Origin of the sequence: Halobacillus sp. A1-3, assembly GCF_050971765.1 — a bacterium.
Classification (GTDB): domain Bacteria; phylum Bacillota; class Bacilli; order Bacillales; family Halobacillaceae; genus Halobacillus; species Halobacillus mangrovi_B.
On the sequence record NZ_JBPCEO010000004.1, the window covers coordinates 281,825 to 300,384 of the forward strand.

Annotated in this window: 22 protein-coding genes; 4 read left to right on the forward strand and 18 right to left on the reverse strand. The window is 40.3% G+C overall.

The window, feature by feature from the left end; genetic code table 11:
* Positions 1 to 4: 4 nt before the first annotated feature.
* Positions 5 to 1,045: an AbrB family transcriptional regulator gene (locus tag ACRYKC_RS09235; RefSeq protein ID WP_433806439.1), complete on the reverse strand. Its 1,041-nt coding sequence runs from the start codon at positions 1,043 to 1,045 to the stop codon at positions 5 to 7.
* Positions 1,046 to 1,109: 64 nt separating this feature from the next.
* Here ACRYKC_RS09235 and ACRYKC_RS09240 point away from each other — a divergent pair, with 64 nt between their 5' ends.
* Complete coding sequence (locus tag ACRYKC_RS09240; RefSeq protein WP_433806440.1) at positions 1,110 to 1,793, forward strand: GNAT family N-acetyltransferase; 684 nt, start codon at positions 1,110 to 1,112, stop codon at positions 1,791 to 1,793.
* A 39-nt stretch (positions 1,794 to 1,832) separates the two neighbouring features.
* On the opposite strand, the gene ACRYKC_RS09245 is transcribed toward ACRYKC_RS09240, so the two are convergent.
* The 17 genes from ACRYKC_RS09245 to ACRYKC_RS09325 form a co-directional block, all read right to left on the reverse strand.
* Positions 1,833 to 2,411 (reverse strand): TetR/AcrR family transcriptional regulator, encoded by a 579-nt coding sequence (locus ACRYKC_RS09245; RefSeq protein WP_433806441.1) that lies wholly within the window; start codon positions 2,409 to 2,411, stop codon positions 1,833 to 1,835.
* A 225-nt stretch (positions 2,412 to 2,636) separates the two neighbouring features.
* Positions 2,637 to 3,596 carry a peptide-methionine (R)-S-oxide reductase MsrB gene (gene msrB, locus ACRYKC_RS09250; protein ID WP_433806442.1) on the reverse strand — a complete coding sequence of 320 codons (960 nt, stop codon included), beginning with the start codon at positions 3,594 to 3,596 and terminating at the stop codon, positions 2,637 to 2,639.
* Between the two features lie 92 nt (positions 3,597 to 3,688).
* Positions 3,689 to 4,252 carry a VrrA/YqfQ family protein gene (gene vrrA / locus ACRYKC_RS09255; RefSeq protein WP_433806443.1) on the reverse strand — a complete coding sequence of 188 codons (564 nt, stop codon included), beginning with the start codon at positions 4,250 to 4,252 and terminating at the stop codon, positions 3,689 to 3,691.
* 47 nt (positions 4,253 to 4,299) lie between these two features.
* On the reverse strand, positions 4,300 to 5,001 hold the full coding sequence (locus tag ACRYKC_RS09260; RefSeq protein ID WP_433806444.1) for a uracil-DNA glycosylase: 702 nt from the start codon (positions 4,999 to 5,001) through the stop codon (positions 4,300 to 4,302).
* 99 nt (positions 5,002 to 5,100) lie between these two features.
* Positions 5,101 to 5,349 carry a DUF2584 family protein gene (locus ACRYKC_RS09265; protein WP_433806445.1) on the reverse strand — a complete coding sequence of 83 codons (249 nt, stop codon included), beginning with the start codon at positions 5,347 to 5,349 and terminating at the stop codon, positions 5,101 to 5,103.
* A gap of 18 nt (positions 5,350 to 5,367) precedes the next feature.
* Positions 5,368 to 8,484: an AAA family ATPase gene (locus tag ACRYKC_RS09270; RefSeq protein ID WP_433806446.1), complete on the reverse strand. Its 3,117-nt coding sequence runs from the start codon at positions 8,482 to 8,484 to the stop codon at positions 5,368 to 5,370.
* A 1-nt stretch (position 8,485) separates the two neighbouring features.
* On the reverse strand, positions 8,486 to 9,640 hold the full coding sequence (locus ACRYKC_RS09275; RefSeq protein ID WP_433806447.1) for an exonuclease SbcCD subunit D: 1,155 nt from the start codon (positions 9,638 to 9,640) through the stop codon (positions 8,486 to 8,488).
* 27 nt (positions 9,641 to 9,667) lie between these two features.
* The gene (locus ACRYKC_RS09280; protein WP_433806448.1) at positions 9,668 to 9,886 is read right to left on the reverse strand and encodes a YozE family protein; all 219 of its coding nucleotides are present in this window, start codon (positions 9,884 to 9,886) and stop codon (positions 9,668 to 9,670) included.
* A 152-nt stretch (positions 9,887 to 10,038) separates the two neighbouring features.
* Positions 10,039 to 10,758, reverse strand: coding sequence for a twin-arginine translocase subunit TatC (gene tatC, locus ACRYKC_RS09285; protein ID WP_433806594.1), 720 nt, complete (start codon positions 10,756 to 10,758; stop codon positions 10,039 to 10,041).
* Between the two features lie 108 nt (positions 10,759 to 10,866).
* Positions 10,867 to 11,049 (reverse strand): twin-arginine translocase TatA/TatE family subunit, encoded by a 183-nt coding sequence (gene tatA, locus ACRYKC_RS09290; protein ID WP_085029785.1) that lies wholly within the window; start codon positions 11,047 to 11,049, stop codon positions 10,867 to 10,869.
* Between the two features lie 14 nt (positions 11,050 to 11,063).
* On the reverse strand, positions 11,064 to 11,246 hold the full coding sequence (locus ACRYKC_RS09295) for a twin-arginine translocase TatA/TatE family subunit (RefSeq protein ID WP_085029784.1): 183 nt from the start codon (positions 11,244 to 11,246) through the stop codon (positions 11,064 to 11,066).
* Between the two features lie 130 nt (positions 11,247 to 11,376).
* Positions 11,377 to 11,976, reverse strand: coding sequence for a molybdenum cofactor guanylyltransferase (mobA, locus tag ACRYKC_RS09300; protein WP_433806449.1), 600 nt, complete (start codon positions 11,974 to 11,976; stop codon positions 11,377 to 11,379).
* Positions 11,973 to 12,467, reverse strand: coding sequence for a dihydrofolate reductase (locus tag ACRYKC_RS09305; RefSeq protein WP_433806450.1), 495 nt, complete (start codon positions 12,465 to 12,467; stop codon positions 11,973 to 11,975). The genes mobA and ACRYKC_RS09305 overlap by 4 nt, the downstream gene beginning before the upstream one ends.
* A gap of 20 nt (positions 12,468 to 12,487) precedes the next feature.
* Positions 12,488 to 13,447 (reverse strand): thymidylate synthase, encoded by a 960-nt coding sequence (locus ACRYKC_RS09310; RefSeq protein WP_433806451.1) that lies wholly within the window; start codon positions 13,445 to 13,447, stop codon positions 12,488 to 12,490.
* A 23-nt stretch (positions 13,448 to 13,470) separates the two neighbouring features.
* On the reverse strand, positions 13,471 to 14,073 hold the full coding sequence (locus tag ACRYKC_RS09315; protein ID WP_433806452.1) for an HD domain-containing protein: 603 nt from the start codon (positions 14,071 to 14,073) through the stop codon (positions 13,471 to 13,473).
* An 8-nt stretch (positions 14,074 to 14,081) separates the two neighbouring features.
* Complete coding sequence (locus tag ACRYKC_RS09320) at positions 14,082 to 14,936, reverse strand: DUF72 domain-containing protein (protein WP_433806453.1); 855 nt, start codon at positions 14,934 to 14,936, stop codon at positions 14,082 to 14,084.
* A gap of 86 nt (positions 14,937 to 15,022) precedes the next feature.
* On the reverse strand, positions 15,023 to 16,693 hold the full coding sequence (locus ACRYKC_RS09325) for a formate--tetrahydrofolate ligase (RefSeq protein WP_433806454.1): 1,671 nt from the start codon (positions 16,691 to 16,693) through the stop codon (positions 15,023 to 15,025).
* 340 nt (positions 16,694 to 17,033) lie between these two features.
* On the opposite strand from ACRYKC_RS09325, the gene cspD reads away from it, so the two are divergent.
* The 3 genes from cspD to ACRYKC_RS09340 all read left to right on the forward strand — a co-directional run bounded on the left by cspD (position 17,034) and on the right by ACRYKC_RS09340 (position 18,552).
* The gene (gene cspD, locus ACRYKC_RS09330) at positions 17,034 to 17,234 is read left to right on the forward strand and encodes a cold-shock protein CspD (RefSeq protein WP_085029777.1); all 201 of its coding nucleotides are present in this window, start codon (positions 17,034 to 17,036) and stop codon (positions 17,232 to 17,234) included.
* A gap of 222 nt (positions 17,235 to 17,456) precedes the next feature.
* Entirely contained in the window at positions 17,457 to 18,134 is a 678-nt protein-coding gene (locus tag ACRYKC_RS09335) for a queuosine precursor transporter (RefSeq protein ID WP_433806455.1), read from the forward strand.
* A gap of 16 nt (positions 18,135 to 18,150) precedes the next feature.
* The gene (locus ACRYKC_RS09340; RefSeq protein WP_433806456.1) at positions 18,151 to 18,552 is read left to right on the forward strand and encodes a ribonuclease HI family protein; all 402 of its coding nucleotides are present in this window, start codon (positions 18,151 to 18,153) and stop codon (positions 18,550 to 18,552) included.
* The last annotated feature ends 8 nt before the right edge of the window (positions 18,553 to 18,560 follow it).

Below are 18,560 nucleotides of genomic sequence, written 5' to 3' on the forward strand. Positions count from 1 at the left end.
AATGTCAAAGTTCATGTACCCTAGGCAGGATTTTTTGAAATAAAAGGGGCAGCACCATGACTATGAATAATAGACGAATCATCTGTAAAGAACTGACAAGCGCCGGTTGTGCTCCCGCTTCAGTTGCAGTGATAGACATCTCTACTAACCCTCCTGGAGCCAAACTCAAAACAGCCGTTGCAAAATCCATCCCTGTCCACGACGTTAGCAGCCAGCCTAAGAAGATCCCTAAAGTGATGATAATAATGGATAAACCGAAATATAAGCTGCAATACTTTCCAGCAATAACCAAGTCACGGATACGAATGGAATTACCTAAATGTACCCCAATAATCACCTGCGCACCAATATAGAATACTTGTGGCAATTGGTATAATGGAAAGCCGAATGCCTGCAAGAGACCTATGAGAAGCATCGGCAAAATTACACAGGAGGCAGGTATACGGTCTTTGAAACGGTACCCTAATCCAAATGCGGCCAAATAAATAAGTGTCGTCCAAAGAGGACCTTGACTGCTTTCACTACTGATAACAGCCTTCTGAGCCTCAGAGCCACTCAAAAAATGAGTAGCGATAAACGGGATTATAAACAGAACGGATAGAAGACGAATCGTATGGAATATGGTCACTAGTACTGTATTCCCTTTCAGTGATTCACTTACTGCCAACATAGCAGAGAGCCCTCCAGGTGCACTGCCAATCATACTTGTCTTCATATCTATTGCGGTTTTCTTAGCAATAAGATAGGCTAAGAACAAACTTGTCGAAATTAATAGTAGGGACAGGACCGTATAAGGCAGCAAATAAGGAAACACGAGTGTGAACGTCTGTGCAGTGAAGGTAAGACCAATTTGGACTCCTAAAATGGTAAATCCAATGTCCCTTGCCGACCTGACCGTGGAAGTCTCATAACTCAATAGTAGTTTTAGCAGCAACAACCCCGTAACTGGACCTAAAATCCAGGGAAGAGGCAAATGTAAGCTTTTAAATCCGATGCCTGAACAGAGAGCAATACCATAAGTAACAAACGTTTCTTTTCTTACCATACGATTTTGGACCTCCTCCCTCAAACGGCTGAACCTTTATTATTTTGAAAGGGGAACTATTACGATGGATAAATGGATATATGGATATGACAAACAAAGATCTGTTTTTAACCACTTACATATTAGAAATTACGAATCAAAGGATTTTAATAAGTTAATCGAGATCCAAAAGAAGGCTTTTCCTCCGCCTTTTCCTTCCGATTTATGGTGGACAGAAGATCAGCTGGAGAATCAAATCCAAACCTTTCAGGACGGGTGTATCTGTATAGAAGTTGATGGCGAAGTAGCTGGATCAATGACCACAATGATCACTACACTTCAGGACGAAAATCTTGATCATCGATGGGATGAGATCACGGCAAACGGCACAATGAAAACTCACGAATCTAACGGCAACACTTTGTATGTAGTAGACTTATGTGTAAACCCCGAATACAGGTCCATTGGATTAGGTAAGCAACTCACGCAAGCCATGTATGAAACGGTTGTCCACCTGAAACTTGAAAGGCTGGTAGGCGGAGCCCGGATGCCAAATTATTATTTGTATGAGAATGAGCTCACTCCTGAAGAATATGTGAACCAAGTGATAAAAGCTGAAATAAAAGACCCTGTCGTCTCTTTTCTGCTCAAAGCAGGCAGATCACCAATCAAGCCTGTTAAAGATTATCTCGAAGATGCAGAGTCTTGCAACTATGGATTGTTGACAGAATGGCGTAATCCGTTTTATAAAATGGTTGAGCCAGAGTAAAATGAAAGCCGCTCCTATGTAGGGTGCGGCTTTTTTGGATTACTTCTTCTTTAGAGAAACGCCGTTCTCGATCATACTGAACAACTGAGAAGCGAGCTCTTCCACTCCAATTTTGTTTCGGCTTGGCAGTAAAATGGAATGAAATAATAGATCACCGATTAAATTCGAATCCATTTCCCTGCTCCAGAGCTCAAGATCCATAGCCTCCTCTATCCATTGAATCATTAGATCATAAGTCTGCATCAAATCAATATGCAGTTCGTCTCTAAAAAATGATGCCATTTGCTTGTTGCTCGATTGCAGCTCACGAATCATTTGATCAATCTGATGAATTTGAGCATGAGTTAGGATGACCTTTAAAAGCTCATAGAGTTTTTGATTGGGGGGATTTTCACTCGGTATCTTCTCAACTTTTTCATTCATTTCGTCCATTAAGGTTTTCATATAGGCAAGAAGGAGATCATCTTTGTTCTCAAAATATTCATATAAGGTACTGCGCCCGACGTCGAGTTTTGAGGCAAGCTTTTTAAAGTGAACTCCGTGGAGCCCTTCTTTCATGAGGATTTCCCGTGTTGCCTTAAATACATCTTCTTTTGTTAGTGCTTTCTTTCTTCCCATTTGGAAACCCTCCTCATCCACTCCTATTATATCATGAGGGTAGTAAAAAGCCTCCTCATGCGTTCTCTTACATAACGTTCCCTTTTGAGTACTGAACAAAAACACAAGCACCTCGGGATTGCCATGACCTCGAGGAGATCACAACGTAAAAAGTTATCTAAAGTCAATTAAGAATCATTTCCTGGACAACAAGAAAGACAGGCCTATGCAAGCCTGTCCCTCTGATCAATAAAACAAGTGGGTTAAATATCCATACCCTTTTTCTTCCATTTTATCCTTTGGAATAAACTCAAGGGCTGCTGAGTTAATGCAATACCTTAGTCCACCTTTATCTCTGGGTCCATCTTCAAAGACATGACCAAGATGGGAATCAGCTTGGTCACTTCTTACCTCAATTCTTCTCATTCCATGAGAAGTATCCATCGCTTCCGTGAGGTTCTGTCGCTCAATTGGCTTTGTAAAGCTTGGCCATCCACAACCGGCATCATATTTATCCTTTGAGCTAAACAATGGTTCTTTTGAGACGATATCTACATAAATACCTTCATCTTCGTGGTCGAAATATTCGTTTTGAAATGGACGCTCTGTTCCATTTTCCTGTGTCACTTTATATTGTATATCGGATAGACGCTGCTTTAATTCCTTCTTGTCTTTCTTAAAGCCCCAATGATCTTTAATAAATTTAGCTCGTCCAGACCCTTTTTTATAAAGCTTGTAGTGAAAGGAGTTCTTTTTGTAATAATCCTGATGTTTCTCTTCTGCAGGATAAAAAGTTTCTGCAGGAAGAATCGGTGTAACGATAGGTTCTTTAAAAACCCCTGAATTTTGAAGGCGCTTCTTACTTTCTTCAGCAATCTTTTTTTGTTCTTCATTATGGTAATAAATCGCGGTTTTATAGGACTCTCCTCGATCTGCAAACTGTCCACCTTCATCTGTTGGATCAATCTGCTGCCAGAATAGTTCCACGAGTCGCTCATAAGGGAATTTTTCTGGATCGAAGGTTATTTGTACAGCCTCACGATGTCCTGTGTCTTTAGTAATAATATCCATATAAGTCGGATCTACTGTATGCCCTCCAGTGTAACCAGAGACAATGGATTCTATGCCAGGGCGCTTATCAAAGGGTTCAACCATGCACCAGAAGCACCCACCTGCAAAAGTAGCTACTTGTAATTGTTTATTCATAATGAAGCCTCCTAACTTCTCGACTAAGCATTTCATTCAGCTTGACCTTATTCTTTCTAATTCACAAAAAAAAATCAAGCCACACGCACAGCCTAAATATATAATTTAGGCTGTGATGCACCTTGACGTCGTCTGCCCTTTGCCGAGGAAGACTTAGATTCGGATTCTTCAGCTGTAAAATCATTATAAGGAGACGGTGACTCTAATTCACTTTCAGTGTCTGCAACGTCATCGTCGTCCTCATCATCCGGCTCACTCATGATTTTCATCATATTAATCATCGCCGGGATATTTTTAACCATTGGGCCGTACTGCTGTACCATAGGAGCAGCACTTTGCATCGCCTTTAATGCTGTTTGGATATTAGAGAGCCATCCAGCCCCTCCTGACTTAGCAGCTGTACCAGCACCACCCAGCATTTTACTCACTAACCCTTGAGAACCTGCTCCTCCTGCACCTTGTGCTCCAAATCCGCCGAATCCGGGTACTCCCATACCTCGGGCCCCGAACCCGCCGTAACCTGCAGCACCGTTATTGAGAAAAGGTGTCACTGATCTCATCATTCCTTGCGGCGCAGCAGCTCTTTGGAAACCTTGCAGCCCTTGCATCATACCTGGTCCTTGAGGAGGGAAAGGAGGTTGACCTGTGGGAAACATAGAAACCCCTCCGAAACTTTAGAATACTGTAGCATATGCCTGGTTTTCTATTCGGATTGGGCTATTATCCCATCTGGGCTTTGTGGCAGAGACCAGTCGACAGGCTCCTGGCCTGTTGTTTTCAAAAACTCATTCGTTTTTGAAAAAGGACGGCTTCCGAAAAAGCCTCTGTGAGCTGAAAGTGGACTCGGGTGGGGAGAAGTAATGATTTTATGTCTCTTTCTGTTTATGGAAGCTCCTTTTTTCTGGGCATGTCTTCCCCACAAAATAAATACGATTGGTGTTTTTCTATCATTTAACCGTTCAATTACGTTATCTGTGAAATATTCCCAACCAAACCCTTGATGAGAATGAGCCTGATGTGCACGAACAGTTAAAACATTATTTAATAATAGGACACCTTCTTCTGCCCATGACTTCAAATATCCATGGGAAGGCGGAGTAACGCCGAGGTCGTTTTCCAGTTCTTTATAAATATTTCTAAGCGAGGGAGGCAGGGAGACCCCAGGCTTGACAGAAAAACTGAACCCATGAGCCTGATCCGGACCATGATAAGGGTCTTGTCCCAGGATAACGACCTTCGTTCCTTTATAAGAAGTGTGTTGTAAAGCAGCAAATATTTCATACATATCAGGATAAATGGTGTTTTCATTGTATTCTTGTTTCAATTTCTCTCTTAGATGAAGATAATATTCCTTTTTAAATTCTGGTTCTAAAATTTCTGCCCAGTCGTTTTTAAAAATCTTCAAAGTAAAACTCCTTTACTACCAGTAAATATACTAGAGAAATATTTGATCTATTTCCCGGGCAAGCGCATGAATTGACAGGAGTGCCGGTTTCCTAGTTCTTTAATTGACGGAATTTAAAGAAATCAATCGGTATTTACAATGTGTAGAGTGATCTTTTAAGATTAACTCTTCAATTACGCAGAAGCCTATACCATTTGAAGAAAGATATTTTCTAATTTCCAAAGGTTCATTGATAGGAAATAACTTATATCCCTCATAGGCAATCTCAAATAGGTTTTCCCCTTCATTCACCCTTTTCTCTCTTCCTTCTGTAATTATGAGCCATTCCATTGTAAAAGGTGTGGACATCCAGGCTCCTCCTCTTATTTATTGAAAAACAAACTTCACTTTAGACCCGTCAGGACCGGTGTCAATTTGCAGCTTTGCAGGGATTTCCTCTTTCAGCTGAGGCACATGAGATATGATGCCAAGCATACGGTTACCATCCTGAAGCCCTCGCAAGCATTCAATCGCCTGTTCGAGGGAAATTTCATCTAATGTTCCAAACCCTTCATCAATAAACAAAGTATCAAGTTGGACCCCTCCAGCGTGAGACTGTACGACGTCCGCCATACCAAGGGCAAGGCTTAAAGAAGCTTTAAAACCTTCACCACCTGATAGAGTTCTTACAGAACGCTGTTGTCCTGTATGATGATCGATAACTTCAAGGTCAAGCCCGCTCTGCGCCCCACGCTTAGCTACTTCATCACTTCGGATCAGCTGATATCGATGATCCGTCATTTGATCAAGCCTAATATTTGCTTGCACTAGTATCTCATCTAAAAAAGCTGCCAATACATAGCGTTCAAGCGACAAACGGAGGTGGTTATCTCCCTTAGCAAGCTGCGCCAATTCAGCAATGTCATAATACTGTTTTGCAAGCTCACCTTGGTCTTCCATGAGATTTCCAAGATTTTCGTGCACCTGTTCATTCTGCTTTATTGACATATGCATTTCATTGACCTTCTGCTGCTGTCGATTTAGCTCCTGCTTAATTTCTTCCCATTTGATTTTAAGATTTTCTAGGTTCGGTTTCTCTTTTCCTTTTAGTTTTTCATGTAGATCCGAAACCCGTTCGGTAAGGATCGCCCTTCTTTGTTTATAGTCATCGATTGTCCTTTGTTTGTTTCTCATATCTTTCTCTGATAAAAGGGATTTCTGATAATCTTCAATAGACATAAATTGGAATTGATCAAACGTTTGTTTAAATTCTTCATAATGCTGTTGTACCACTGTTTCTACTTGATTTTTATAAATTTCCGCTTCATTTTCTGATACTTTTGCACTATTAAATTCATCTCTTATTTTTGAATAACGTTGTTGAATTTGTTCCCAATCTTTCTCTTCTTTAACGTATTGATCTTCTGCTTTTTGGACGAGCTCCTTCAGTTCAAGTTCATCTTTAGTGCTGAACGTATAGTTTTCACGATAAGATTGTTCCTTTGTTTCTAGGCGGGTTAGTTCTTGCTGTTTTTCATAGAAACGCTGCTTTTCTTTCTCAAGGGTTTCTTCAAGCGAGGCAAGCTTTGTTTCTATATTTTCCATTTCCTTTAACGTGTTTTGAATTTTCTTTGATTCCACATCAAGTGTGGATATCCTTGTCTGAACAGATGAAATTTCATCACTCATTTGATTATATGCTTCTTTCACGGATGTTTCTTCCAAATTGGATGTGAGTTCACGTAAATCATGATAAAGCGCTTCTGTTAATTGACGCTGAGTCTCTCCCTCAGATTTCACTTGAACCGCTTTTTCCTGCGCTCTTCGGAAGGCTTCTTCTGCCTTTTCGTAAGCTTTTTTCAACTGATCTAATTCATTCTCTGCCATTATATGTTCTGGCTTTTGAGCGGGATTAGGATGACTGTGAGAGCCGCAAACAGGGCATTTATTTCCTTCATCTAATTCCAGAGATAATGTATAAGCATGATGTTTTCTTATCTCTTCTAAAGCACCTTCATAGGCTCGTTTTGTGCGTTCTTGTTGGGATTTAACCTCTCGATAATCTTTCATAAATGTTTGGTAATGACTTCTCATCCGGTTGAGCTTTTTCAATTCATTCCAAAGCCTTTCGAGTGAGTGAGACTGTTGCTTTAGCTTTTCAAGTAAATTTCTTTTCTCTAATCGTTCGTTCGTGATTTCTCTCTCACTAGTCGTTTTATTCTTCAACATTTGGTATTGCTGACGTAACTGTACTTGATCTTCCTCATATTTTTTTATTTGAAAACGAAATTGTTCGGTTTTGTTTCGAGTCTCTTGAAGTTGACGGTTGATCGATAAATAGTCGTTCAATCGTTTCTGTTCTTCCAGCTTACTTTTCCAATTTTCCTTTAAGGCTTGCCGCTCGTCTTCCTGAGCTTCTTTCTCCAAGTACATTTGTTTGATAGCTTCGTATTCTTTGCTTTTTTCTCCTAGCAACTCTTCTTTTTTGGATAATAATTCTTTTTGTTCTTTAAGTTCCTGCTCTCGCTCTTTCCACTGCTTCTCATATGGAAGCACTTGAGCCGCCTGTTTTCCTTTTGTTAACTCGTCTTCGATCTCACGAATCACGCCTTCACGCTTTTTAAGCTGCTGATGTTCCTCTTGAGTTTTCTCAAGCTCATCAAAGTTTTCTTGAAGTTGTTTTGCTTTATGAAAATCGTTCTGATACTGCTCGGACTGGTTAGTTAAGTCCTCAAGATGAGATCTTTCTTCATTGATCCATTTTGTTTGTTCATCCAATCTCTTTGCTAATAACCCGATAATTTTTTCAGGATCTTCATCCTCTATGGAAATATCACTGTCTAGACCCCAATTGACTTTATGAATCTCTTGATTGATTTTCCATTGAAATTGTTCGATCTCTTTTTCAAGAGATTTAGAACGGATTTTGAAGTATTCAGTCAGCTCCGAATAAAATTGGGTTTTAAAAATACGTTGGAGAATCTCTTCTCGCTCTTTACTATTCTCTGAAATTAGTTTTCGGAACTCCCCTTGAGGTATCATAATCATTTTTCTGAACTGTTCGTAGTCCAGGCTTAAAACTTCTTCTATGTGCTCGTTTACTTCTTTAATCTTTGAAGCAATAAGCTTTTCTCCATCTTCTTGAACCATATATAACTCAGCGCGTGCAGGGTCCTCTTTCCAGCCTTCTCCGCGCTCTTTCTTTCTCATTTGTTTTGGCATGCGCAGAATGCGATAGGACTTCCCTCTAAGCTCAAATTGAAAATCCACATAAGTCGTTTCTTCTTGATCGGCGAAATGGCTTCTCATGCTATCCTGATCCCTGTCACTACCACTAGCTCTCCCATATAAGGCAAAACACATCGCGTCAAAAATCGTCGTTTTCCCCGCTCCAGTTGGTCCTGTAATTAGAAAAATCGACTCCTCCCCCAAGGTAGAAAAATCTATCGTCTGTTTAAGCCTATAAGGACCGAAAGCATTCATCGTTAAAGACAGTGCTTTCATATTACTCCCCCCTCTCCCTTTCTTTCAAAGATTCTATCGCCTGTAGGACTAGATCCTTCCGGTGTTCGGGTATTGAATCTCCTTTAATATCTTCATAGAAAGAGCGGAATAAATCTTGATGGGATAATTTTTGCCGCTCCTTGACTTTATGCAGCTCCTCGTAAGAATTGTTAGTCGCTGTCCTTCTTCGCTCAAGGTGAAGAATATTTGGATATACTTTTCGAAGTTTTCCCATCGGATCGATCAATTGACCATCATCTAATAAACGTATATGAAGGTAATTATGTGCATGCGCGGCTGCCTCTCCATTTAATAGTTCTTCGAAGTAACCTTCGATCATTTCAAAATCATGTTGTGGAATCAATGGAATTTTATTTATTCTAAATGATCCGTCAAACTCTAAATCAACCGAAGTGACAGATTTGTTATGGTTTGCTTCTGAGAAAGAATATTTTAATATCGACCCACTATAGCGAATGTGATCTGCGGTCACCCTTTGAGCCTGATGTAAATGGCCCAGTGCCACATATGAAAAGTCTTCAAATAAACGGGCATCAATATAAGGGCTTCCACCGATCATGGAAAGGCGCTCTTCAGATTCCGTTTCCATGCCCCCTGCCAGAAACGAATGTCCGATCCATACGTGACGCTCGTCCATGTCAAATTGTTCTTTAATGTCCTCGATCAATCTCTCTGCCGCTTGCTGATGAGAACGTATAGATGAATCATCAAATACATGAGCAACCTCTGCAGGTTCAACATATGGAATCAAGTGAAAATGAACAGGACCCTCTTCGTCGTAAAGAGTTACAGGTTTCCTATCCGGTTTAACTTTTGTATCCAGGAACAAACCTTGTCTACGGAACAGCTCAGTCCCAAACTGCAGCCGGTCGGGGCTGTCATGATTTCCTGATATAGCAAGGACTGGAATGTTAAAATCGTTAATCAATTTTGTCAAAGTCTTATTAAGAAGGTCAACCGCCTGTTTAGGAGGAATCGAACGGTCATAAAGGTCCCCCGCGATAATAATCACATCCGGTTCTTCTTTTTCTACAATTTGAATGAACTGATCTAAAATAAACTGCTGGTCTTCGGTCATGTGCACGTAATTGACGATTTTTCCTAAGTGCCAATCCGCTGTATGTAAAATTCGCATACAGGCTCTCTCCCCTTAACAATATAGTTATTCTTCATCCAGTTTGTAAGTTTCATATAGTCGGTCAAATACCGAAAGCGCGTTTGGGAACGGAATGTTCCACTCCAGATAGCGGCTGAGCTCATCATAGGATTTCGCTTGTTTAGGAAAGCTATGGTCTTCAAACATCCAATCGGCCAATCTTTTTTCATCATCATTTTTCCGATTTCCACGGTAACGCATCATATAATGGTAAAAGGATCTCATTGTTTTTCCTCCTGTGTTTATACTATTTCTGTTTTATCACGTATTCATAGTTTCGGCAAAGGAATTGATAAGGACGAACGCGGCTATCCCTCGCACATGGAGATATTAGCTGATATAAAAAAGAATCCCCTGTATGAGGATTCTTCTTGTTCCTAATCATTTTCCATGAATTCCTGATGGTTCTTCAATTTCTTTCTGAACACAATTCTAGATAAAACAATACTGATTTCATACAAGACGATAAGGGGGATGGCCACTACAATCTGAAGGATAAAATCGGGAGGAGAAATTATCGTCCCGATAATAATCAGAATAAAATAAGCATACTTCCGCACCTTTACTAGAAACATAGGATTCACGATCCCAAGGCTAGTTAAAAACATCGTCAGAATTGGAATTTCAAAAAGAACGGCAAATGGAATGGTGACTCTGAATAAAAACTTGAAGTACCTTTCCACCGTATAGATTTCATTGAACATACCATCATTCAATGAAAGCAAAAATGGGAGGATCATTTGAATAAAAACAACGTAGCCGAATGTCAGCCCTGCTAAAAATAATAGAAAGATGGCGGGAATATAGGCTAGGGATACCTTCCGTTCTTTGGGTGTCAGCGCAGGCTTTATAAACAGCCATACTTGCAGGCATAGAACCGGCAACGTACCGGCAATGGCTACAATACTCGCAATGGTAAAGAATATCCAAATAATCTCGCCTGGACTTGTCATATTCAATTCAAACGGCAGTTCTTCGACAAAGAAATTTTGAATGGTTCTTACATTCAAAAAACCAACAGCAAAAAACGCGACAAAGAATACGAGTGTCCATATGATCCTTTTTCTCAATTCACTTAAATGATCTGTAAAGTTCATTTCTATATCTTGGGTTACTTTTTCATCTGACAAATTGTTCCACCTCCAGGCTCCATACAGCCTGCAAAAAAGAAGATGTAAGAGGGAGCCCCCTTACACCTTTCTATATTATTCGTCGTTAGACTTCTTCTTCGTGTCATCGTCTGACATGATATCTCCAGTTGCTTTTTTGAACTCTTTTAAGGAGCTTCCAAAAGCTTTCCCGATTTCCGGCAATTTGGAAGGACCGAAAATCACTAAAGCGATAATCAAAATCAGGATGAGACCTGGTACACCAATGTTTGATAACATGGTTTATCACTCCATTATTTTTTCACTTCTGGCTTCTCTTCTTTAACATCATCAGTTAAATCGCGTGCTGAACTTTTGAATTCTTTCAAAGTCTGTCCAGCAGCTTTCCCTATTTCCGGAAGCTTCTTAGGCCCAAAGATGACGAGAGCAATCGTCAAAATTAAGATGAGGCCTGGAATTCCAATGCTTGACAGCATGTACTTCACCGCCTTCTGTCACTAGCTATTTAAGTTAAGGTTGAACATTTTTCTTACCTTCATAAACATGAAGTGGATTTGTTAAGTATTTTCAATTTCATGATATCATTTTCTAAACGAAATGTCTTGATTACGCTAGATTTTTTGCGATTTCCTTTGCCTTTTGATAATCATCAGGAGTGTTCATATTGAAAAAATGGAGATCTAGGTCTTTTGCTCGAAGCTCGCCAAAATCTTCAACATAGTATGTGTGGACCCTGTCTAATAATTTTCCTACTTGGCGATCGCCGTTTTCTAATAGAGACACAAGTTCAGGATAGATACTTTTATGATAGAGCCCTGATAAAGGCTGAAAACGTCCATTATAGATAGGGATAATGGTCTGTCTCTGATCATTGACAAAGTTTGTTAAATACTGATAGACATCTTTTTTTATAAAAGGAGTGTCGCAGGCAGATACGATGAACCATTCTTCTTTTCTCACTTCCATTACTGCCTGGAGGCCTCCGAGCGGACCCACATTTTCATACACATCAGAGATCGTCGGCAACGGTGTATTTATGGGTTCTTTTTTGTTTAATACCACAGTAGAAGTAAGATTGTGCAATTCTCTGATCACTCGTTCCTCTACGGTTGAATTCCCAAGAGGAAGCCTGGCCTTATCTGTACCCATTCGGGTCGAACCGCCCCCTGCAAGCACCGCTGCACAGTAATCACTTAAGAGTTTCATGTTTGAACGCGATCATACGTACGGAAGTAATAATCATAAGGGTTCTTATCATCCTTCTGCCCTTTCGTTTCAGAGATCAGCTTCCACTCGCTCTCATCATACTCTGGGAAATGGGTATCCCCTTCAAAAGCGTGATCAATGTAAGTCAAGTACATACGGTCTGCATAAGGGAGCATCTTTTCGAACAGAACACTGCCTCCAATAACGAACCATTCTTTATCTGGATGATTTTCTTCCAACTTGAGAATTTCATCGATGGAATGGATGACTTTGCAGCCTTCTTGGCTGTACTCACGATTGCTTGTAATGACAATGTGTTCCCTTTCAGGAAGCGGTTTTCCAAAAGATTCGAAGGTTTTTCGCCCCATAATAATTGTCTTACCCCAGGTCATATCTTTAAAAAATTTAAAATCATTGGGGATGTGCCAAGGAAGGTCGTTGTCTTTTCCTATCAAGCGATTTTTGTCCATAGCGAAAATAAATGAGATCATCGTTTATCACCTCGTGTATGTTATACGGCTACAGGTGCTTTGATTCCTGGATGCGGTTCATAGCCTTCTACCTTAATATCTTCTATTTCAAAATTAAATACACTCTCAATTTCCTTGTTTAGAAAAAGAGTTGGCAATCCTTTAGGCTGTCTGGATAACTGCTTTTTAATTTGTTCTATATGATTCGTATATATGTGTGCATCTCCAAGAGTATGGATGAATTCTCCAGGTTCCAGGCCACACTCGTGAGCAATCAGATGTGTTAACAATGCGTAACTGGCAATGTTGAATGGAACGCCAAGGAAGATATCTCCACTTCTCTGATAAAGTTGGCATGAAAGTTTCCCGTCTGCCACATAGAATTGAAACATCGTATGACACGGTGGTAAAGCCATATTAGAGGGCACGTCTTCAGGATTCCAGGCGGTAACAATATGTCTTCTAGAATCAGGATTGTTTTTGATACCCTCAATAACTTTTTTTAATTGATCAATGGTTTCTCCCTGAGATGTCTTCCAATCCCGCCATTGCTTCCCGTAAACAGCACCTAGATTGCCATATTTCTCGGCAAAATCGTCATCTGACAATATCCGTTCTTTAAAGTTAATCATTTGTTCATCATAGCGCTCTTTAAATGCTTCATCCGTTTGGCTTCTTCTTCCAAAATCAGTCATATCAGGACCGTCATATTCGTCGCTCTCTACCCAGCTCTGGAATGCCCATTCGTTCCAAATATTATTGTTATGTTTGAGCAAGTAGCGGATATTTGTATCCCCTTTGATAAACCAGAGCAGCTCACTAGCAATCAACCGAAAGGGAATTCGTTTTGTCGTTAACAGAGGAAAGCCTTCCTGCAAGTTAAACCTCATCTGATGTCCGAAAACGGATAACGTCCCCGTGCCTGTTCGATCACTTTTTTCTGTACCTTCCTTCATGACATGACGGCATAAATCCAAATAAGCTTGCTCATTCTTTAACATGATCTGCATCCCCCTGATATTCTTCATTGTTGTATGTTCGTTTCTTTATGAAATTGCTCTAAAAACTCCAGCATAAATTGATGTCTTCGTTCTGCTTCTTGCCTTCCAGCGGATGTGTTCATAAGCGTAGATAGCTTTAATAATTTATCATAAAAGTGTTGGATCGAGTTTGCTGTTTGTTGATTTTCACTGAAAATAACCTGGCCTCTTGACCCTCCATAGGCAAATGTCCGTGCTATGCCGATTGCTCCCATAGCGTCAAGACGATCAGCATCCTGGACTATCTTGCCTGGCAAAGAGCATGGAATTTGTCCTTTTCTAAAGGACACGCTATCCATGACCGACAGAATTTCGTCTATAGTTTCCTTGGTAAAACCAAGTTCTATTAATAAGCTGACCAACTGTTCTTTTGCATGTTCTGGATAGTCAAAAAGCTTCGAATCACCAATATCATGCAACCAGCCCATCACTTCGCAAAGAAAAGAATCCGCTCCTTCCTTTTGGGCCAGCTCTTTTGACCATTGTGCCACCCTTTTCATATGAGAATAATCATGCCCGCTGGGGTCTGTGCCAAAATATGAGTTAATGTATTCTTGTATCGTCAATAACGCTTTCTTTTGATCCATGAAACCTCCTAAAATTGAAACAAATCCATCTGCCTAGGATTCAGGTCGTCATATTGTAAATTAAGTATATTCATCATTTGTTTCGCGTTATCGGCGGCATCGCCACCAGAATTGTTGTTGAACAGCATTGTGATAGATGGTGTCTTTTCCTTCAGCTCTTTAATCCGGCCCGCCCATTCTAGGAGTTCTTCCTTGTTGTAGCGGTATAAAAAACGAACTTTCCGCCAATCTTTGCGTCCATTTTTATTCCAGCCATGTACATTTCTACCATGAAATCGAACCAGAGTCTTTTCAGAATGAGTCGGTTCTAATACACGGGGCACAGACCCTTCTCCTGCTTGTGGTTCATCACAGATAGCATGGATCCAATTTTGTTTTCTCATAAAGGCAATGGTCTGTTCATAATAAGAAGGCTGAAACCACGTTCGATTCCTAAACTCAAGCGCAAGAGGATAATCATCCATCCATTCACGGATCAATCGCAACTTCTGAATATGTTGTTTTCTTACATCAAACCAGGGAGGAAACTGAAACAAGAGAGCTTCGAGCTTTCCTGCTTCAACAACTGGCTGGATTGACTCTTCATAGCGCTTCATCAAATCCTTAGCTTCCTGAACTGTCCTTGACTCACGATCGTGTCCGGTCAGCTGACTGAAAGCTTTGACCACAAATTTAAAGGATTCCGGAGTCTGCTGCACCCATTTTTCATAGTGCGTTTGAGGCTGAATAGCATAAAAAGCTGTATCCACTTCGACAACAGGAAAGTGAGAAGCATACTCAGAAAGCTTGTTTGCAGGCTTTGTCTGATCTGTATATAACGAAGCGTGATCGCCCCATCCAGTCAATCCAATATTAATACCCAAGCAGCATCCTCCTTCCATCTATGTATTACTGCTATTTTAGCAAAAAAAAGACCCTCTGCACAGGATCATGCAAGAGGGTAGATCTATTAAAATAATCCTTTAATCACTCCGGACTCAGTAACGTCCATTTTTAGAGCTGCCGGTTTTTTTGGCAAACCAGGCATCGTCATAACATCCCCAGTAAGAGCGACGACGAATCCAGCCCCTGCAGAAACATGGAGCTCTTTGACAGAAATTTTAAAGCCACCTGGTCGTCCAAGTTTGGTGGGGTCGTCTGATAAAGAATACTGAGTTTTAGCCATACACACAGGTAAATCACTAAAACCAAGTTCATCCATTTGGATCAATTGTTTCTCTGCTTTAGAAGAGAATTCAACTCCGTCTGCTCCGTATACCTTTTGAGCAATTTTATTAATTTTTTCATCGAGAGAATCATTTAATTCATAAGTGTAACTTAAAGAACCTGATTTCTTTTCACACAGACGAATAACTTCTTCTGCCAATTCAAGACCACCACTGCCGCCTTTAGAAAACACGTCTGCAAGTGCAGCAGGGGCCCCTTGCTTCTCACACCAATTCATTAAAAATTCAACCTCAGCTTCCGTATCTGCTGGAAAGCGATTTACGGCAACGACAAATGGCAGATTAAATCCTTCGATTGTTTCCATATGTTTTTTAAGGTTTTCTACTCCTTTTTCCAAGGCTGTCACATTCTCAGTTTCAAGTTCCTTTTTATTTACTCCGCCGTGCATCTTAAGCGCTCGAATTGTAGCTACTATTACGACAGCGGCAGGTTCGAATTCCCCTGCGCGCGTCTTAATATCAAGGAATTTCTCAGCGCCAAGATCAGCACCAAAGCCAGATTCAGTAACAACATAATCTCCGAGCTTTGAAGCAATTTTCGTAGCAATCACACTATTGCATCCATGAGCGATATTTGCAAAAGGACCACCATGGATAATTGCCGGAGTATTTTCCAATGTTTGAACTAAATTTGGCTTGATGGCGTCTTTAAGTAAGAGTGTCAGAGCCCCTTCAACCTCCAGCTGTTTTACAGTGACCGGCTGTTTCTCATACGTGTAGCCGATGACGATCTTAGCAAGGCGTGACTTTAGGTCTTCTAGATCATTTGCTAAGCATAAAATAGCCATAATCTCTGAAGCAACCGAAATTTTAAAGCCGTCTTCACGTGGGACTCCCCTTGCCGGTCCACCCAGTCCTACGATAACTTGCCTTAACGCCCTGTCGTTTATGTCCAAAACTCGTTTCCATTCAACGCGGCGTGGATCTATATTCAGTGCATTGCCTTGATGGATGTGATTATCAATGAACGCCGATAATGCATTGTTAGCGGCAGTAATGGCGTGGATATCTCCAGTAAAATGCAAATTGATTTCATCCATAGGTACGACTTGGGAATAACCACCCCCAGCTGCTCCTCCTTTGATGCCCATAGTAGGTCCGAGAGAAGGTTCCCTAAGTGCAATAATCGCTTTTTTGTTCAATTGGTTCAGCGCTTGTCCTAAACCGACTGTAACCGTTGATTTTCCTTCACCAGCGGGAGTCGGATTAATAGAAGTTGTCAAAATGATTTTTCCGTTTGGACGCTCAGATAATTTTTTCAATAATTTGTCAGATAGTTTAGCTTTATAATGACCATAAGGCTCCCAATCGCTTTCAGTAAGCTCCAATTGGTCCGCAATTTCTCTAATAGGCTTCATGTCTGAAGCAAGAGCAATCTCGATATCAGATTTCATTCCATCATTCCTCCCTTTAAACGCTTTCTTTCCTTATTGTAACCTAGTCTTGATGACCTGAAGAGAAAAAAGAAAAAAATTCTCCAAACTAATTATTAAGAATATTATGATGATTTAGGAAACACATAAAAAATTCGGCCAATTTGTTGACGCTCTACTTTTGATACGATATATTATGAATAAGCAAATAAGTCGATCGGAATCATAAATGACAGGTAGTTCCCATAGAAGTGCTTTGGAATTTATATTCCGGCGTTTCTATGGGGTTTTTTTATGAGATAGATGGACTATTTGTAATTTTTTACGCACGATGTGCAAGTTTTTTAGGAGGAATCATAAAATGCAAAACGGTACAGTAAAATGGTTCAACGCAGAAAAAGGTTATGGCTTCATTCAAGTGGAAGGCGGAAATGACGTATTCGTTCACTTCTCTGCCATTCAAGAAGAAGGCTTCAAGTCTCTTGAAGAAGGACAAGAAGTATCTTTTGAAATCGTAGAAGGCGACCGTGGCCCTCAAGCGGCTAACGTTGTAAAACAATAAATTAAGGAAGCGGCAACCGTAAACGGTTGCCGCTTTTTTCATCTCTTCTGTATCTACAAACTCAGCCTTAATAGGCATAGATAAAATTTCAAGACCTTAATTAACTCTTACTTACTTCTCTTCCCTTGAAATTACTCCTTCATCCACGTATAATTTACGTTTGGTTCAAAGAGCCCGCGGTTCGTAAACTCCCGCGATACCAAAACTAAGGAGGAAGGAACAATGAGCAATGAATGGTTATGGATTTTATTCGCCATTATTAATTTTACTTTATTACTGAGTGTGTATAGAATTTTCGGTAAACCTGGACTGTTCGTATGGATTGGGATGTCAACGGTTATAGCAAACTTTCAAGTCGTTAAAACGGTTGAACTATTCGGACTGAATGCAACATTAGGAAATATTCTTTACGGAACAGCTTTTTTAGCTACAGATATACTCAATGAAAAATATGGCAAGAAAGATGCCCAGAAAGCAGTTTGGATGGGTTTTACCACTCTCATTGTGTTAACTATTCTTATGCAGATGGCTATTTTATTTACCCCAGGTGAAAATGATATCGCCCAGTCTGCTTTCACAACAATTTTTGGAGTCGGTGCCCGCATTGCTATCGGGAGCTTAGTTGCCTACATTATCAGTCAATACTTCGACGTATGGCTTTACACAAGATTAAAGCGTATGTTCTCAGGTTCCCGTACACTTTGGATTAGAAACAACGGAAGTACGATGGTCAGTCAATTAATGGACAGTGCGATATTCTGCGCAATTGCATTTTACGGACTTTATCCTATAGAAGTTTGGCTGGAGATATTCCTGACAACTTATATTATCAAGTTTATTGTGGCAGCACTAGACACGCCGTTCCTTTATATAGCAAGACGATTCAAAACCGAGGAATGAAAGGAGATGACTTAACGTGATTGAAGTTTATACAGATGCGGCAGCAAGTGGAGATCCAGGTCCAAGTGCAGCAGGTATAATTATTAAAAAAGGCCAATCGTTAAGTGAATATACCTTTTACCTTGGTGCAAAAACCAATCATGAAGCTGAGTTTTTAGCTGTCATTAAGGCCCTTGAGATTTGTGTGGATTTGTTTCCTGGTGAGATCATATCTGTTCGTTCCGATGCTAAAATTGTCGTAGATACGATGGAAAAGAACTTCACAAAAAACGAACAATTCCGACCCATGTTTGAGAAAATTTTAATATTGCAGGAGCGCTTCCCATACGTTTTTTATAAATGGATCCCCGAAAAACATAACAAGAATGCAGATCGTCTTGCCCGGGAAGCTTTGCAAAATTATACCAAACCCAGATGATGGGTCAT

Coding starts and splice junctions, on each gene's coding strand:
- ACRYKC_RS09305 (WP_433806450.1), bottom strand. CDS start 12,467: ATGATCTCATTTATTTTCGCTATGGACAAAAATCGCTTGATAGGAAAA.
- ACRYKC_RS09245 (WP_433806441.1), bottom strand. CDS start 2,411: ATGGGAAGAAAGAAAGCACTAACAAAAGAAGATGTATTTAAGGCAACA.
- cspD (WP_085029777.1), top strand. CDS start 17,034: ATGCAAAACGGTACAGTAAAATGGTTCAACGCAGAAAAAGGTTATGGC.
- ACRYKC_RS09295 (WP_085029784.1), bottom strand. CDS start 11,246: ATGCTGTCAAGCATTGGAATTCCAGGCCTCATCTTAATTTTGACGATT.
- tatC (WP_433806594.1), bottom strand. CDS start 10,758: ATGAACTTTACAGATCATTTAAGTGAATTGAGAAAAAGGATCATATGG.
- ACRYKC_RS09235 (WP_433806439.1), bottom strand. CDS start 1,045: ATGGTAAGAAAAGAAACGTTTGTTACTTATGGTATTGCTCTCTGTTCA.
- ACRYKC_RS09310 (WP_433806451.1), bottom strand. CDS start 13,447: ATGTTAAAGAATGAGCAAGCTTATTTGGATTTATGCCGTCATGTCATG.
- ACRYKC_RS09315 (WP_433806452.1), bottom strand. CDS start 14,073: ATGGATCAAAAGAAAGCGTTATTGACGATACAAGAATACATTAACTCA.
- ACRYKC_RS09325 (WP_433806454.1), bottom strand. CDS start 16,693: ATGAAATCTGATATCGAGATTGCTCTTGCTTCAGACATGAAGCCTATT.
- ACRYKC_RS09240 (WP_433806440.1), top strand. CDS start 1,110: ATGGATAAATGGATATATGGATATGACAAACAAAGATCTGTTTTTAAC.
- vrrA (WP_433806443.1), bottom strand. CDS start 4,252: ATGTTTCCCACAGGTCAACCTCCTTTCCCTCCTCAAGGACCAGGTATG.
- ACRYKC_RS09265 (WP_433806445.1), bottom strand. CDS start 5,349: ATGTCCACACCTTTTACAATGGAATGGCTCATAATTACAGAAGGAAGA.
- msrB (WP_433806442.1), bottom strand. CDS start 3,596: ATGAATAAACAATTACAAGTAGCTACTTTTGCAGGTGGGTGCTTCTGG.
- ACRYKC_RS09275 (WP_433806447.1), bottom strand. CDS start 9,640: ATGCGAATTTTACATACAGCGGATTGGCACTTAGGAAAAATCGTCAAT.
- ACRYKC_RS09335 (WP_433806455.1), top strand. CDS start 17,457: ATGAGCAATGAATGGTTATGGATTTTATTCGCCATTATTAATTTTACT.
- mobA (WP_433806449.1), bottom strand. CDS start 11,976: ATGAAACTCTTAAGTGATTACTGTGCAGCGGTGCTTGCAGGGGGCGGT.
- tatA (WP_085029785.1), bottom strand. CDS start 11,049: ATGTTATCAAACATTGGTGTACCAGGTCTCATCCTGATTTTGATTATC.
- ACRYKC_RS09280 (WP_433806448.1), bottom strand. CDS start 9,886: ATGAGATCCTTTTACCATTATATGATGCGTTACCGTGGAAATCGGAAA.
- ACRYKC_RS09270 (WP_433806446.1), bottom strand. CDS start 8,484: ATGAAAGCACTGTCTTTAACGATGAATGCTTTCGGTCCTTATAGGCTT.